Origin of the sequence: Christiangramia sp. (genome assembly GCF_029937855.1) — a bacterium.
In the GTDB taxonomy this organism is placed as follows: Bacteria; Bacteroidota; Bacteroidia; order Flavobacteriales; family Flavobacteriaceae; genus Christiangramia.
The window spans coordinates 110306-124803 of the sequence record NZ_JAPYPC010000005.1; the positions used below are offsets into that span (position 1 = coordinate 110306).

Genomic DNA, 14498 nt, shown 5'->3' on the forward strand with positions numbered 1-14498 from the left:
AAAATATAAAACAGGAATCTTTTAAATTATGGATATCATAGATTTTGCCCTCAAATCTGGAGTGGCCGTAATCGCCGGACTTTTTATTGGACTGGAAAGGGAATTCCGCGGAAAACATGCCGGACTAAAAACCCATGCACTGGTAGCTCTAGGTGCCAGTATTTTTATTATGATGTCCCTTGAATTTAAAGGATTAGATTACGCCGATATCACCAGGGTGCTTAGTCAGGTTATTATTGGAATAGGTTTTATTGGTGCCGGCACCATCATGAAAAAAGGAAATGACATAGAAGGCCTGACCACCGCGGCAACTATTTGGTGCAGTGCTGCTATTGGATGTCTTTCCGGGTTTGGTTATTTTAAGGAGCTTGTAATTGCGACCATACTCATTGTATTCGTTAATTTCTTTTTCAGCATTATAGAAAAGAAACTAATAGAAAGGAATAAGAAAAAAAGTGACTGAGAAAGGCAGGTATCTTTACTTATCTTTCATTTTGCTATGGTCCACATTATCTTCAGGAGTATCATCTACCACACTTTTTAAAACATGAGTGTTTTTTTGATATTTACCTCTTAATTCATCCACCACAGATTTATCCCATAACTTTACACCAATAAAATAAGAAGCCCTGCCAATAAGGTGCGCGCTTACAGGAGCGGTAAGAAATAAGAATAAGATGATTACAAATGCCTGTGAAGTTACATCTGCATTACTAAAATAAACGGTGGTAGAAAGTAAAACCAATCCTACTCCAAGCGTGGCAGCTTTAGTAGTTACAGAAATTCTTAAATATGTATCTGGCATTCTTACGATCCCTATTGCTGCTAAAAGCACAAACATGGCTCCAAGTGTCGCAATTGCCGCTATTATTATGTCTATCATTTCCTTTTTCTTTTTTCCAGATAATAAGATAAGGCTACGGTACTCAAAAAAGCAATAAGTGCCAGAATAAGTGCCGTATCCATCAAAGTAGACTGATTGTATATAATACTGTACACTGCAATAATTCCTATACCTGTCGTGATTAAAAGATCTAATGAAACAATCTTATCTGCTATGCTTGGACCTTTGATAAATCGCCAGAGAATTAGCACGGCCGAAACGACCAAAATTGGTAAAATTATATAATGTAAATATTCAAATAAACTCATGACAATACTTCCAGTATTCTGCGTTCAAAACCATTCTTAATTCCCCTGACAAACTTTTCCCTGTCTTTTATATACATCGCATGCACAAAAAGCACTTTTTTATCATTGGAAACATCCAGGCTTAATGTCCCCGGTGTGAGAGATATCATATTAGCTAGCATGGTAATCCCAATATCTGACTTTATATCTAATGGAACCATAATTATTCCCGGGGTCATTTTAAATTTAGGAGTGATCACCTCGTAAGCTACTTCAATATTCGCTTTTATAAGTTCATAAAGGAAATAAACTAATAATATAATAACCTTAGGGACTATTAAAAAATATTTACTCCTTTTTCGTCCTATCGTAATCAACCAAAGAATATGAAAATTCAGAAAGAAGCCAAAAAGATAATTCTCAAATGAAAAATCTCCTGTCAGGGCAACCCAGACAAAGGTCAGTAATATGTTCGACAGAAATTTATTCTTCATCATTCCTTAATTCTTCGATTTTAAAACCGCATCTATATAACCCTGACTATTCACAAGTTCATCTGCAATCCTTGCGGAAAGCTCCTGAACATGTTCAGCTCCAAAACCTATATACAAAGATACGATACTCAAAAAAGCCACAGGAATTATAAACTGAAGTCTTTTAGTATTTGTCATTTTTGAAAAATATCCAAAATTACTCCTCAAGGGAAGCTCTTTACCCTCTTTCCAGAATACTTCAGCCCATAATTTTGCAATGATCACCAGTGTGATAAAACTGGCGAAGATAATGGCACCCACGGTAATATAAGAACCATTTGTAAAGCCTGCTTTTATCAGATTTATCTTGGGCCAGAATCCTGAGAGTGGTGGTATCCCCACTAATGAAAACAATGGGATAAAAAGCAATAGGCTAATTTTCGGCCAGTTTGCATAGATACCTCCAAGGTCACGCATAGAGTTTGTTCCATTTAAACGATAAACCACTCCGCTCACCATAAAAAGGTTAGTTTTTACAATGATATCATGGATAAGATAAAATATTGCTCCTGCAATCGCAATTTCAGTAAACATTCCTAACCCGGCGATCATATACCCAATATGGCAAATAATAAGATAGGAGAACACCTTTCTCATATTGTTTTGGATCAAAGCACCTATCCCCCCACTAACCAGGGTAAGAATGGCAATGATCATAATGATATTGTTCAGAAAAGGATCATCTACAAAAATGAGCGTAAATACACGGATCAAAGCATACACCCCGACTTTGGTCAACAATCCTCCGAAGATCGCGGAAACTGCGAATGGAGGGGTATGATAGGATGCTGGCAACCAGAAATATAATGGAAATACCCCTGCTTTAATTCCGAAGCCAATCAGGAATAACAGTGCAGTGATTTGTACCAGCCCCCTATTCTCGACTTCAGCTACCTGCCCCGCAAGATCGGCCATATTTAAGCTTCCGGTGATCCCGTAAAGTACAGCGATTGCGGTGAGAAAGATCATGGAAGCAAGGATGTTCAGTGTAAAATATTTTACTGCTCCTTCCAGCTGGGCCTTTTCACCACCAATAGTGATCAACACAAAGGAGCTTATAATAATGATCTCAAACCATACATACAGGTTAAATATATCTCCTGTTAAAAATGCACCATTAAGCCCAAGCAATAAAAAGTGGAATATAGGAAAATACCCAAACCGCAAACGGTCTTTCAATACGGAGGCCCCGGAAAAAATAGAAACTGCCAAACCTGAAATTGCAGTTAATAATACCAGTGTGGCTGAAAGCATATCTGCCACGAAAGTAATACCAAAGGGAGCTTCCCAATTTCCTGCCTGGATGGTTTGTGTCCCATTGCTCCAGATATAGCTAAAGAGCCATATTGCCAGACCCAAACTGAGAATACTTCCGAAGACGCTAAACACCTTCTGAAATTTTATTTTGGACCAGCCGAACATCAGAATGATACTGATGGCCATCTGAAGAAAAAGAGGATATAAAACTATTTGTTCTGTCATGAATCTTCGTCGGTTGCGTTCATTTCATCCAGATCATCAGTTCTAACAACCGTGTGAGCCCTTTTCACTAACACGATTGCAAAAGACTGAAGTCCGAAACTTATAACGATTGCTGTAAGTATTAAAGCCTGGGGAACGGGATCTGCAAAGGCTTCTGTAAAAACCTTGGCATCACCTGGAATAATTGGCGGAGATCCTTTAGTAATCCTTCCCAGAAGAAAGATTAAAAGGTTGGCGCCATTTCCAAGCAGGATAATCCCTATGATCAATTTTACCATACTTCGGCGAAGCATCATATAAATGCCTGTACCATATAAAATTCCTACCATTAATGCTAAAAGGATCTCCATATTAGGCCGATTCTGAAATTGTAAAAATTATGGTCAAAGTCACTCCGTTTACCACCAGGTAAACCCCTATATCAAAAAATAAAGCTGAACCCACACTTCCTAAAATTGCAATTTCATCGTGGGACCATAAGCCCGTCATAAAGGGAAGGTCAAATAATGCCACTGGCGCGAGCCCTGCTAAAAATGCTATTGCCAGGCCTACCGGAAGCAAAAATCCCGGGTGCATGATAAGCAACTCCCTGGTTTTTGAAAGCCCATTAGCGAAAGAATGTAAAATAAAAGCAATAGACGCAATTAAACCTCCTACAAAACCACCTCCAGGAAGGTAATGCCCACGAAGCAAGATAAAAATAGAAAACACCAACAATACCGGTAAAAGGTAGTTAGAAGCTGTTTTTAGAATTATAGTAGTTCGCATCCTTTAATTTTCTTTTTTCCCGGTTCTTTCATTCAGTCTCGTATCTGCATATCTTCTTCTGTCCTTCATTTTCAATCTTAGCTTCATCAAACCAAAAACACCAACTGCTGCAATAGATAATACTGAAATCTCTATCAACGTATCTGCACCTCTAAAATCAACTAAAATCACATTTACCACATTCTTACCGTGAGCCTCAATATAAGAGTTTGCCGCATAAAACTCTCCGACTTCTTTACTCACGGGTTCAGAAAGCACTTCTAAAGCAAGGGTGGTAATAATCAATCCGAAGATAGTAGATAAGATCCCATCCCTAAGTCTGGTTTTATAATCTGATAGTTTTAAATACTTCGGAAGCTTATAAAGCACAAGAACAAACAATATTACGGTAAGTGTATCGATTGAAAACTGGGTCATTGCAAGATCGGGCGCACTATAAAAAACAAATATCAAACAAATGGAAAGTCCAACTACACCCATTGCCGCAACGGCTGCCAGCCTGGATTGAGTGAAAACGGTATAAAAGATCCCGGCAATTAGGATCAAAGTGGTGGTAATTTCGTAAACCGTGATTTTTGAAAGGGAATTATAATTTATAGCAAATCGGGTGTTTCCTATCATAATGTAGCCTACCAGCACTACTAAAAAGAGAATGATAATAGAAATATAATTCCTTAAATATCCATTCTGAAAGAAGTTCGTCCAGAAATTGGATACTGAAATAAACAGGCCATTAAATTTCTCCAACAAAGTTTTGGGAGCAATAAAATCGAACCTTGCAATAGCATTTTCTAATTTCTTTGAAGGTTTTAAAATAAAATAAAGCGCTGTGCCGACTCCAATTGTGATTAAACTTAGTATAAAAACCAAATTCAATCCGTGCCATAAGGCCAGGTGAATTTCTGAAGCATCTGCTCCCAAAGATTCCACCACAGGTTTTATTAAGGCTGATTCAATTATAAATGGCGCCACACCAAATACTACTCCCAGTAGGGCCAGCAAGAGCGGGGGAACCCACATAACAAGTCCTGGACTTTTAACATTAGAATGTTCTTCTGGAAGTTTTCCCGTAAAGGGTTTTATTCCGGCAACAAAACCGGCATACAACAACAGGATTTTTGTAAGTACAATCGCAATTAATACTAAAATCACCAGAGTTTCAGAGTTGTTAGATGCTTCGTAAGTCAGTTCCTTTCCAACGAAACCAATCGTGGGAGGAATACCCGCACTGGAAATAGCCGCCAGAATCCCAGCAATACCAACGGGTAGCATGACTTTATTTAATCCCGAGAGCCTTGTGACGTCACGGGTATGTGTTTGATGATCTATAATTCCCGTTACCAGGAATAAGGTGGCTTTATAAAGTGCATGTACAATGATAAATACCGCGGCTGCCAAAAATGCCTCCTGTGTTCCCAACCCGGTTAAGAAAACTAATATCCCTAAAGCTGAAATTGTGGAATATGCCAGGATACCTTTAAGATCTGTTCTAAAAATAGTATGAACCGCTGAATATAGCATAGTTATTCCGCCAACAAGAACTAAAGTGGTATTCCAAATATCTTCTCCCCCCAGCACCGGCGTAAAGCGCATCAACAGATAAATCCCAGCTTTTACCATAGTTGCTGAATGCAGATAGGTAGAAACAGGTGTGGGCGCTTTCATTGCTCCTGGCAACCAGAAATGAAAAGGAAATTGTGCAGATTTAGTAAAAGCGGCTCCAAAAATGAATAGTACTGCTAAAAAGTACAACTCATTTCCGCGGATCGCTTCACTCATGGTAAGCATTTCAGAAATACTATAAGTTCCGGAGATATTATTTAAAAGAAGCGCACCCGCCAACAGGAACAACCCACCTATTCCAGTAATCCCCAAAGCTGTCAATGCCGATTTACGGGAAGCAGGATTGGTATTATTAAAACCAATTAGAAAGAAAGAACTAATACTTGTTAATTCCCAGAACACGAACAACGTGATCATATTATCAGAAAGTACCAGCCCAAGCATGGCACCCATAAAAGAAGCCAGATACCCATAAAATCTATCCAGATATTCGTGTCCTTTCAGATAAGAAGAAGTATAAGCAAAAACTAAAAACCCAATTCCGGTGATCATTAAAGAGAATAGCAAGGCGAGGCCATCCATTTTAAAATCCAGATCCACTCCAAACGAAGGAATCCATTCATATGATCTCATCATCACTTCTCCATTTGATACCGGAGAAATGAACTGGGCAAAATAAAAAAACAGCCCTAACGGAATTAAAGATGCAAGTATGGAAAGCTTACCTTTAAAAAATCTTCCCGCGAAAACGAGAAAAATAGAGAATAAAAAACCTGTAAGAATTGCGGTAAGCATACTTAGTAAATCTGTTTGTCGCAAATATAATAGTTATTATTGGAAGAAATACTTCTAAGCAAAGAGTTAATACCCAATGTTCATTGCTATTCATGCTTTTTTAAATTTTCCCGGAAAGACAGAAATTATTTTCTGTAGAATTCTTAATTCCATGAAAAAAACGTAAAGAATAAGTTCCTGATAGTGTTCTCCATAACAATAAAATTATCGTTTTTCAATAATTATTTTATATTTGTTATCGAAAAACAATAATTATATGAAATCAAATTCTCTCCACATATTAAAAGGTTTGTTGTATGTTTCCTTCATAATATCTCTATTAACAGCTTTAGGTTCTTTAGGCATTGCAGCTTATATCGCTTTCATTGGCGACATGAATTTTGATGAAAGTAATTTTAGTTTTTTATTTCCAATTCAGACTAACAAAGCGGCCATATCACTATTCCTACTGGGTTTCGCATTGTATTCAGCAATAGGCTTAATTGTGTATTTGATGCTTAAAATAATACGGAGTTTTGAGAAAGGGAATTTGTTCACGAATTATCAAATAGCAGGTTTTAACCTCATTGGTCAATTGATTATCTGGCTAACTATTTTGCAAAGTGCAGCTGAGTTCATTTTGAGTTTGGTATTTAAATCTAGAATTGAATTTAAGCTGGAAGTGTCGGGTTTCTGGCTTCTTATAGCCTTGGGAGCGTTTTTTATCGTCCTATCCAAAGTTTTTCTACAGGCAAAAAAATTAAAAGAAGAAAACGAACTAGCCATATAGTATATGTCCATCATTATAAATCTTGACAAAATCCTGGAGAAAAGAGGAATGAAAAGCAATGAGCTGGCAGAAATTATTGGGATCACCACCGCGAATCTTTCCATTCTAAAAACCGGAAAAGCAAAGGCGGTTCGTTTTTCAACCCTCGAAGCGATCTGCAAAGAATTGGATTGCCAGCCTGGTGATATTTTAGAATATCAGGCTTCTTAGCTTTCAGACTTTATCAATTCCATAATTTTTCTAATTTAGAGCAAACCTTAAAAAACACTATGCGAACGATTCTTTTAGCTTTCCTTTTTCTTAGCTTAATAGGAAATGCCCAAACCAACACCTACGATATTTCTTTTGAAAATGCGGTACAGCATGAGGCTAAAATCAATATTTCCTTTCCGGAAGTCAAAACTGCGGAACTCAATATACGAATGAGTCGAACTTCTCCCGGACGCTATGCGCTGCACGAATTTATTAAAAACGTCTACGGATTCAAAGCTACCAACAGCAAAGGAAAAGATCTAAAAGTTGAAAGAAAAGATCCATATTCCTGGAAAGTAAGCGGTCACGACGGAACAGTTAATATTGAATATATTCTTTTCGCCAATCGTGGAGATGGCACCTATTCCCAAATAGATGAGACCCATGCCCACCTGAACATTCCCGCTACTTTTATGTATGCGGAAGAGTTTAAACATAGACCTATAGAAGTAAATTTTGATGTTAGGGAAGATCTCAACTGGAAAGTGGCGACTCAGCTAAAAAAAGAGTCGGGAACTACTTATTCTGCACCAGACCTTTATTATTTTATGGATAGTCCTACAGAAATTAGCGATTTCAGCAGGAAGTCTTTTGATGTTAACGGACAGGGAATTCAATTTGTTCTGCATCATAAAGGAACTGAAGAAGAATTTTCAGAATATTTTGATCAGGTAAAAAGGATCGTAAAACAGGAGAAAGCAGTGTATGGTGAATTACCTGAATTTGATTATAACAAATACAATTTTCTAGCCTGCTATATGCCAAATGTTTCCGGAGACGGGATGGAACACCGCAACAGCACTATTTTAACCGATAAAGAAAGTCTTGCTGAAGGCGGAATGAAAGGAAATATTGGCACCGTTGCCCACGAGTTTTTCCATGCCTGGAATGTGGAGCGCGTACGACCTGCTGAATACTTGCCTTAGATCTTTCTTTAAGACAAAATGATCTGAATCTCGATGATTTTATGAAGTTGATGTGGGAAAAATATGGTAAAACTGAAGTGGCCTATAAAATTGAAGATATTGAATCTACCTTAAAAGAATATGCAGGCGGTGAATTCGCGTCTACCTTTTTTGAAAACCATATCTATAATAGCAAGATGCCCGATTACAAGCAATTATTTAGCAGCGTAGGAATCAAATTAAACAAAGAAGAGGATAATTATTTTGGAGCTTCCTTAAAAGAAACTGAATCAGGACTGGAAATCTCTCGAAATACGTTTAAAGCCAGTCCGGCTTATAACGCAGGCTTAACTTCAGGAGATAAGATCTTAAGCCTGAATGGCACCGAAGTACAAACTACTAAAGACTTGGACGAAATCATTCAGGAATTCACTGAAGAGAAAATAGAAGTAAAATTTGAAAGGTTCGGAAAACAGAAAATTACGGAAGTAAAATTAGGTAAGAATCCAGCTTACACTATAAGTCTTGATGAGAATGCCTCAAAAGAAGCATTAAAAAACAGGGAAAACTGGCTTGAATCTAAATAATTAAACAACATAAAACCTCCCAGGTTTTGCAAATCTGGGAGGTTTAAATTCCTTCAATAAAAAAAGGCCTTTCGTATGAAAGGCCTTTTTAATTATATGTTTTAAAAGTTAATCAGCTAAAATAATCGCTTTATTATCTTTCATCTCAAGAACCCCTCCTTGAATAGTATAATAAACAACATTAGGTTCTGAAGTTTCAGTCCTAAAACCAGATTGATCCTTTCTTTTAACCTCGTTTGAACTTCCGGCTGAAAGACTGATCTTAACCTCTCCTTCGGTCAAAGTAGAAACGATAGGGGCGTGATTGTTCAGCATTTGAAATTCACCATCGTTCCCCGGTACTTTTACCGCGTCTACTTCAGCTCTGAAAACTACCGCTTCTGGGGTTACTATCTCTAAATACATTTCTTCAATTATCAGTTATCAATTATCAGTTAAGAGTTTCACGGCTTTTAATCACCTACTGTTACTGAAGACTGCCTACTAGTTTTCCGCAAGCATTTTCTCTCCGGCCTCGATCGCCTCCTCAATAGTTCCTTTAAGGTTGAAGGCAGCTTCCGGGTATTTATCCAGTTCCCCGTCCATGATCATATTAAAACCTTTAATGGTATCTTTAATATCTACAAGAACTCCTTTAAGACCTGTAAACTGCTCTGCCACGTGGAATGGCTGAGAAAGGAAACGCTGAACACGTCTTGCTCTCGATACTGCAAGCTTATCTTCTTCAGAAAGTTCTTCCATACCAAGAATAGCAATAATATCCTGAAGTTCTTTATATCTCTGTAAAAGCTCTTTTACTCGCTGTGCACAGTCATAATGTTCTTTTCCCAGAATATCTGCTGTTAGGATTCGTGAAGTTGAATCCAAAGGATCCACCGCAGGATAAATCCCCAGCTCAGCAATCTTACGAGAAAGTACTGTAGTTGCATCCAGGTGGGCAAAAGTTGTTGCCGGTGCCGGATCGGTAAGGTCATCTGCAGGTACGTAAACCGCTTGTACAGAAGTAATAGATCCATTTTTAGTAGAAGTAATTCGCTCCTGCATCGCACCCATCTCTGTTGCTAGCGTTGGCTGGTACCCTACCGCCGAAGGCATACGTCCAAGAAGTGCAGACACCTCTGAACCAGCCTGTGTAAAACGGAAAATGTTATCTACGAAGAAAAGAACGTCTTTCCCCTGACCTTCTCCAGCCCCGTCACGGAAATATTCCGCAATTGTAAGTCCAGAAAGAGCCACACGAGCACGTGCTCCAGGTGGTTCGTTCATTTGTCCGAAAACGAAGGTAGCTTTAGAATCCTTCATCACTTCTTTATCTACTTTCTGAAGATCCCATCCGCCTTCTTCCATAGAATGCATGAAATCGTCACCGTATTTGATAATTCCAGATTCCAACATCTCTCTAAGAAGGTCATTCCCTTCACGAGTACGTTCACCAACTCCTGCAAAAACAGAAAGTCCACCGTGACCTTTAGCAATGTTATTAATCAATTCCTGAATAAGTACTGTTTTACCAACTCCTGCACCTCCAAAAAGACCAATCTTACCTCCTTTTGAGTAAGGCTCAATAAGATCGATTACTTTAATTCCGGTAAAAAGCACTTCAGTAGACACAGATAAATCCTCAAATTTAGGAGCCTCACGGTGAATTGGGAGACCATCTTTACCTTCTTTCGGTAAATTTCCTAAACCATCAATAGCATCTCCAATTACGTTGAAAAGACGCCCGTAAACATCTTTACCAACTGGCATTTGGATTGGGTTCCCCGTAGCAAGTACCTCTACTCCACGGCTAAGACCGTCGGTAGAATCCATCGATACAGTTCGTACGATATTTTCACCAATATGAGACTGTACCTCTAGAACTAAAGTAGAACCATCTTTTCTGGTAATTTCCAAAGAATCGTAGATCTTTGGTAGTTCAGCGTTTTCTGAGTCGAACACAACGTCAACTACAGGACCAATAATCTGGGCAACTTTACCTGTGACTTTAGACATTTATCTAATTCTTTAATTTTTAATAGTAAAATTCAAAAACCTATTTCCCTGATTTAAAATTTTCTAAGCAGAAAAAAGGTCATTTTCAGGCTGCAAAGATAAATTTTTCTGACAAAAAACATATTGAAAAATTGAGAAGTTTTTAATGTTTGGCAAAACCGCTAATAATCTGATTTAAAAGAAATAGTTTAGATCAAATCTGAATGATTAAAAATGAAAAAACTCCCTGAAATAATCCAGAGAGCTTCTTTATTTAAAATAAGATTCTTTATTCTACAGTTACCGATTTTGCCAGATTTCTTGGCTGATCTACGTTCTTACCAAGCATCACTGCGATATGATAAGAAAGTAATTGTAATGGGATCGTAGTTAAAAGAGGAGTAAGTGACTCCATTGTCTCAGGAACTTCAATTACATAATCTGCCAGGTCACGAACTTCCTCATCTCCTTTAGTCACAACACCTATAATCTTTCCTTTTCGGGATTTTATCTCCTGGATATTACTAACCACCTTTTCATAATGCCCTTTTTTGGTTGCGATCACCACCACTGGCATTTGCTCATCTATTAGTGCGATAGGACCATGCTTCATTTCTGCTGCCGGGTATCCTTCCGCATGAATATAAGAAATCTCTTTCAGCTTCAATGCCCCTTCAAGAGCCACTGGGAAATTATATCCACGCCCTAAATAAAGGCAATTAGGCGCATCTTTATACTTGTAAGCGATCTCCTGAATAAGCTCATCAGATTTTAGTGCTTCCTTTACTTTCTCCGGAATTCTTTCCAGTTCCTGAAGATGGAATTGGAAATCACTATGTGAAATAGTGCCTTTAAATTTACCAAGTTTAAGCGCCATTAAAGTTAGAACCGTAATTTGAGTAGTAAAGGCCTTTGTAGAAGCAACACCTATTTCTGGTCCCGCATGAGTGTAAGCACCAGCATGGGTCTCTCTGGAAATAGAAGAACCCACCACGTTACAAACACCAAAAGCAAAAGCTCCTTTCTCCTTAGCCAGTTTAATAGCAGCCATGGTATCTGCAGTTTCCCCACTTTGAGAAATAGCAATTACCACATCATTTTCAGAAATTACCGGATTTCGATATCTAAATTCTGAAGCATATTCGACTTCCACAGGAATTCTCGCGATATCTTCAAAAATGTATTCCGCAACAAGTCCTGCATGCCAGGAAGTACCGCAGGCAACGATAATAAAACGTTTTGCATTTGCAATTCTTTCAATATTATCATCTACTCCGGCCATTCTTATGAGTCCCTGATCTACCAGCATTCTACCTCTGTAGGTATCACTAATTGCACTTGGCTGCTCATGGATTTCCTTCAGCATAAAATGCTCGTATCCACCTTTCTCTATCTGCTCAAGGTTCATTTGAAGCTCCTGAACATAAGGATCTACTAAAGAATCATCTTTTATCTTCCTTATCTTAACCTCTTTATGTCTTCTGATAACGGCCATTTCTCCATCCTCCAGATAAATTGCGTTATTGGTAAACTCAATAAATGGAGAGGCATCTGAAGCTACAAAAAATTCATCTTCACCAACACCAATCGCCAGGGGACTACCAAGTCTCGCCACTACGATCTCATCTGGCTTGGTTTTATTGAAGACAGCTATGGCGTAGGCACCAATTGTTTGGTTAAGTGCGATCTGAACCGCTTTTCCCAGCTTTACATCTTCTTTTTTAATTACATCCTCGATTAGGTTTACAAGCACCTCTGTATCTGTATCACTTTTAAAGGTATACCCCCTTTTCTTCAATTCTTTTTTAAGAGAATCATAATTTTCAATAATTCCATTATGAATTATTACCAGGTCTCCTGAATTAGAATAATGCGGGTGAGAATTCACATCGTTTGGCTCTCCATGCGTTGCCCATCGGGTATGACCTATGCCTACCGTGCCATCGGTAGATATTTCACTCTCCAGGCGGGTTTTAAGATCGGCGACCTTACCTTTAGTTTTACTCATTTTAAGGTCCTTACCGTCATATAACGCAATCCCGGCACTGTCATAACCTCTGTACTCCAGCCTTTGTAATCCTTTTAAAACTATAGGATAAGCTTCTCTATGCCCTATGTATCCAACAATTCCACACATCTTTTCTACTGATTAAAGTTGGTATAATAAATTTGTAATTTTAATCTTTTCTCGTTGTCAGCCGATAAATTCCCATGTAAAATAGTCCCATCAGGTGACAACAGAGAACCTGAAGGTACTTGTTCAATTAATTCTAATCCTCTGGTGGAAGAATTCAATATTTGGGAGATCCCAGCCTGCTGACCCCTTGCCACCACCGTATTTATATTAGGAACAATAACCAATCCTAATTTAACATTCTCTGCATCCTCATTATTTAAGATATTACTCACATGATTGGTGATTCTCAAAGTATAAAACAAACCATTTTCATCTTCGGTCACCTGTAAAGGCTCAGAAAAAGAGGTCAAGGAAAGTTCTGGACTGGCAGGATTATAAGTTGCATCCAACCCGTAATCTGAAAGAATAGTGTTATTTGTAAGATCAAACAAGTAAAGGCGTTGGGGCTGCAAACCATCATTCACCAGGTCATCGTTCACGTAAAACGTAAGGGCAGCTTCATTTACCAGCAACTCTTCATCTTTAAGATTTTGAAGTACCTCGGCATCAGGAAACAATTCAATTACCGCCATACTTCCTTCCTGTCCCTTCAGGTAAAGGTTTTCTGCGCCGGTTTCATCGGTTTGCGCTGTGATAGTCTGCAACACATCAGTCGGAAATTCCCCCGTATAGGTATTGAATTTATTTCCTCCGGCAATATTCAGAGTATAAATCTTTCTCGTTCTTTCTACTTCACCATCGTCATCTTCTGCCTCGGAAGTATAATACAGTTTAATATTTGCTTCCTGGCTGGATAAATTAAAAAGGATCTGTCGATTTTCCGTTCCGTTTGGTTCGGCTTTTAAAAATAAACTCCTGAAATAATCCCTGAAATTAGTATTGTTGGCAAGTTCATCAGAACCTTCCCGGGCAATAATCTTTTCCTTAAAATAATCAACGGGAAGTTTTACCCTAAATGCCGGAGCATTGGTAATAGTATCGTTCTCACCAGCATCATTTAATTCATAAGTAACATAAGATTCTGCCGATGGTTGAAAATTATCATTGCTATAAATAGGCGCTCCAATAATATTCTGCTCTACAACATCCTGTTGATTTGAATAATATTTCTGTTGTTGCTGAAAATCTGAATCAGGATCCAGATTTCTTAAAAAGAAGTCAGTTTCGTAAATTTTGAGATTGAATGAACCATTTCCATATACTGAATCAAGTTCGTATTCTATTTGTGTTTCGTCCCCTGAAGCTTCAAGCTCTGTTGAATAATAAGGAATGGTCATTACCACACTATCTAATTGCACATTATCTCCAAAATCGGGATTAGGAATAGACAATCCCAGCTGGGTAACGATACTCGCCGTACTTTCCCCGTAAATTGGGTGGTTTACGGATCCTAGAAAAAAGTTGTTTAAATTATTGGTCTGTACAGAATTTAATTTCTGTGAATAGGCGTTTACCTCAACCTCCCTCAATTCTACATCAGAGGGATTATTTATAATTTCTCCTCCTATCTCCGTGAAATCTTCATCACATGCTACAAAAGCGGAAATAACAGCTATGATCGCTGTTATTTTAAATATTTTATTTAATTTCATTTAATCCTTT

At 38.1% G+C, this 14498-nt stretch carries 16 protein-coding genes; 5 read left to right on the forward strand and 11 right to left on the reverse strand.

From position 1 onward, the window contains the following. The first annotated feature begins 28 nt into the window (after window positions 1-28). Window positions 29-463 (forward strand): MgtC/SapB family protein, encoded by a 435-nt coding sequence (locus tag Q1K34_RS04580; RefSeq protein WP_300435124.1) that lies wholly within the window; start codon window positions 29-31, stop codon window positions 461-463. 15 nt (window positions 464-478) lie between these two features. On the opposite strand, the gene mnhG is transcribed toward Q1K34_RS04580, so the two are convergent. The 7 genes from mnhG to Q1K34_RS04615 are packed head-to-tail and all read right to left on the reverse strand — an operon-like array spanning window position 479 to window position 6272. After that, complete coding sequence (gene mnhG, locus Q1K34_RS04585; RefSeq protein WP_300435126.1) at window positions 479-883, reverse strand: monovalent cation/H(+) antiporter subunit G; 405 nt, start codon at window positions 881-883, stop codon at window positions 479-481. After that, window positions 880-1152: a cation:proton antiporter gene (locus Q1K34_RS04590; RefSeq protein ID WP_300435129.1), complete on the reverse strand. Its 273-nt coding sequence runs from the start codon at window positions 1150-1152 to the stop codon at window positions 880-882. Before Q1K34_RS04590 ends, mnhG begins: the two co-directional genes overlap by 4 nt. Beyond that, window positions 1149-1625: a Na+/H+ antiporter subunit E gene (locus Q1K34_RS04595; protein ID WP_300435231.1), complete on the reverse strand. Its 477-nt coding sequence runs from the start codon at window positions 1623-1625 to the stop codon at window positions 1149-1151. Before Q1K34_RS04595 ends, Q1K34_RS04590 begins: the two co-directional genes overlap by 4 nt. Window positions 1626-1631: 6 nt before the next feature. Continuing rightward, entirely contained in the window at window positions 1632-3146 is a 1515-nt protein-coding gene (locus Q1K34_RS04600) for a proton-conducting transporter membrane subunit (protein WP_300435132.1), read from the reverse strand. Beyond that, window positions 3143-3496 (reverse strand): Na+/H+ antiporter subunit C, encoded by a 354-nt coding sequence (locus Q1K34_RS04605; protein ID WP_300435134.1) that lies wholly within the window; start codon window positions 3494-3496, stop codon window positions 3143-3145. The genes Q1K34_RS04600 and Q1K34_RS04605 overlap by 4 nt, the downstream gene beginning before the upstream one ends. Before the next feature lies 1 nt (window position 3497). Continuing rightward, on the reverse strand, window positions 3498-3914 hold the full coding sequence (locus tag Q1K34_RS04610) for a Na+/H+ antiporter subunit B (protein ID WP_300435137.1): 417 nt from the start codon (window positions 3912-3914) through the stop codon (window positions 3498-3500). A 3-nt stretch (window positions 3915-3917) separates the two neighbouring features. Beyond that, window positions 3918-6272 (reverse strand): putative monovalent cation/H+ antiporter subunit A, encoded by a 2355-nt coding sequence (locus Q1K34_RS04615; RefSeq protein ID WP_300435140.1) that lies wholly within the window; start codon window positions 6270-6272, stop codon window positions 3918-3920. A 256-nt stretch (window positions 6273-6528) separates the two neighbouring features. Here Q1K34_RS04615 and Q1K34_RS04620 point away from each other — a divergent pair, with 256 nt between their 5' ends. Genes Q1K34_RS04620 through Q1K34_RS18005 form a run of 4 tightly spaced genes read left to right on the forward strand, consistent with a single transcriptional unit; the run spans window position 6529 to window position 8785 of the window. Next, on the forward strand, window positions 6529-7041 hold the full coding sequence (locus tag Q1K34_RS04620) for a DUF2975 domain-containing protein (RefSeq protein WP_300435142.1): 513 nt from the start codon (window positions 6529-6531) through the stop codon (window positions 7039-7041). Window positions 7042-7044: 3 nt separating this feature from the next. Beyond that, on the forward strand, window positions 7045-7251 hold the full coding sequence (locus tag Q1K34_RS04625) for a helix-turn-helix transcriptional regulator (RefSeq protein WP_300435145.1): 207 nt from the start codon (window positions 7045-7047) through the stop codon (window positions 7249-7251). Between the two features lie 59 nt (window positions 7252-7310). Beyond that, a complete protein-coding gene (locus Q1K34_RS18000) occupies window positions 7311-8219 on the forward strand; it encodes a hypothetical protein (protein ID WP_367183300.1) in 909 nt (302 codons plus the stop codon). Between the two features lie 41 nt (window positions 8220-8260). Then, window positions 8261-8785: a PDZ domain-containing protein gene (locus tag Q1K34_RS18005; protein ID WP_367183301.1), complete on the forward strand. Its 525-nt coding sequence runs from the start codon at window positions 8261-8263 to the stop codon at window positions 8783-8785. 108 nt (window positions 8786-8893) lie between these two features. Here Q1K34_RS18005 and Q1K34_RS04635 read toward each other — a convergent pair whose 3' ends face one another. From Q1K34_RS04635 to Q1K34_RS04650, 4 genes are all read right to left on the reverse strand, one after another. After that, a complete protein-coding gene (locus tag Q1K34_RS04635; protein ID WP_300435147.1) occupies window positions 8894-9190 on the reverse strand; it encodes a F0F1 ATP synthase subunit epsilon in 297 nt (98 codons plus the stop codon). A 78-nt stretch (window positions 9191-9268) separates the two neighbouring features. Then, window positions 9269-10780 (reverse strand): F0F1 ATP synthase subunit beta, encoded by a 1512-nt coding sequence (gene atpD, locus Q1K34_RS04640; RefSeq protein WP_300435149.1) that lies wholly within the window; start codon window positions 10778-10780, stop codon window positions 9269-9271. Window positions 10781-11048: 268 nt separating this feature from the next. Then, window positions 11049-12896, reverse strand: a complete 1848-nt coding sequence (glmS, locus tag Q1K34_RS04645) for a glutamine--fructose-6-phosphate transaminase (isomerizing) (protein ID WP_300435151.1) — start codon at window positions 12894-12896, stop codon at window positions 11049-11051. A gap of 5 nt (window positions 12897-12901) precedes the next feature. After that, complete coding sequence (locus Q1K34_RS04650; protein ID WP_300435154.1) at window positions 12902-14488, reverse strand: DUF4270 domain-containing protein; 1587 nt, start codon at window positions 14486-14488, stop codon at window positions 12902-12904. Window positions 14489-14498 lie beyond the last annotated feature (10 nt).

Excerpts from the sequence above, each read along its gene's own strand:
- Q1K34_RS04580 (WP_300435124.1), top strand. The coding sequence starts at position 29 with ATGGATATCATAGATTTTGCCCTCAAATCTGGAGTGGCCGTAATCGCC.
- mnhG (WP_300435126.1), bottom strand. The coding sequence starts at position 883 with ATGATAGACATAATAATAGCGGCAATTGCGACACTTGGAGCCATGTTT.
- Q1K34_RS04590 (WP_300435129.1), bottom strand. The coding sequence starts at position 1,152 with ATGAGTTTATTTGAATATTTACATTATATAATTTTACCAATTTTGGTC.
- Q1K34_RS04595 (WP_300435231.1), bottom strand. The coding sequence starts at position 1,625 with ATGAAGAATAAATTTCTGTCGAACATATTACTGACCTTTGTCTGGGTT.
- Q1K34_RS04600 (WP_300435132.1), bottom strand. The coding sequence starts at position 3,146 with ATGACAGAACAAATAGTTTTATATCCTCTTTTTCTTCAGATGGCCATC.
- Q1K34_RS04605 (WP_300435134.1), bottom strand. The coding sequence starts at position 3,496 with ATGGAGATCCTTTTAGCATTAATGGTAGGAATTTTATATGGTACAGGC.
- Q1K34_RS04610 (WP_300435137.1), bottom strand. The coding sequence starts at position 3,914 with ATGCGAACTACTATAATTCTAAAAACAGCTTCTAACTACCTTTTACCG.
- Q1K34_RS04615 (WP_300435140.1), bottom strand. The coding sequence starts at position 6,272 with ATGCTTACCGCAATTCTTACAGGTTTTTTATTCTCTATTTTTCTCGTT.
- Q1K34_RS04620 (WP_300435142.1), top strand. The coding sequence starts at position 6,529 with ATGAAATCAAATTCTCTCCACATATTAAAAGGTTTGTTGTATGTTTCC.
- Q1K34_RS04625 (WP_300435145.1), top strand. The coding sequence starts at position 7,045 with ATGTCCATCATTATAAATCTTGACAAAATCCTGGAGAAAAGAGGAATG.
- Q1K34_RS18000 (WP_367183300.1), top strand. The coding sequence starts at position 7,311 with ATGCGAACGATTCTTTTAGCTTTCCTTTTTCTTAGCTTAATAGGAAAT.
- Q1K34_RS18005 (WP_367183301.1), top strand. The coding sequence starts at position 8,261 with ATGAAGTTGATGTGGGAAAAATATGGTAAAACTGAAGTGGCCTATAAA.
- Q1K34_RS04635 (WP_300435147.1), bottom strand. The coding sequence starts at position 9,190 with ATGTATTTAGAGATAGTAACCCCAGAAGCGGTAGTTTTCAGAGCTGAA.
- atpD (WP_300435149.1), bottom strand. The coding sequence starts at position 10,780 with ATGTCTAAAGTCACAGGTAAAGTTGCCCAGATTATTGGTCCTGTAGTT.
- glmS (WP_300435151.1), bottom strand. The coding sequence starts at position 12,896 with ATGTGTGGAATTGTTGGATACATAGGGCATAGAGAAGCTTATCCTATA.
- Q1K34_RS04650 (WP_300435154.1), bottom strand. The coding sequence starts at position 14,488 with ATGAAATTAAATAAAATATTTAAAATAACAGCGATCATAGCTGTTATT.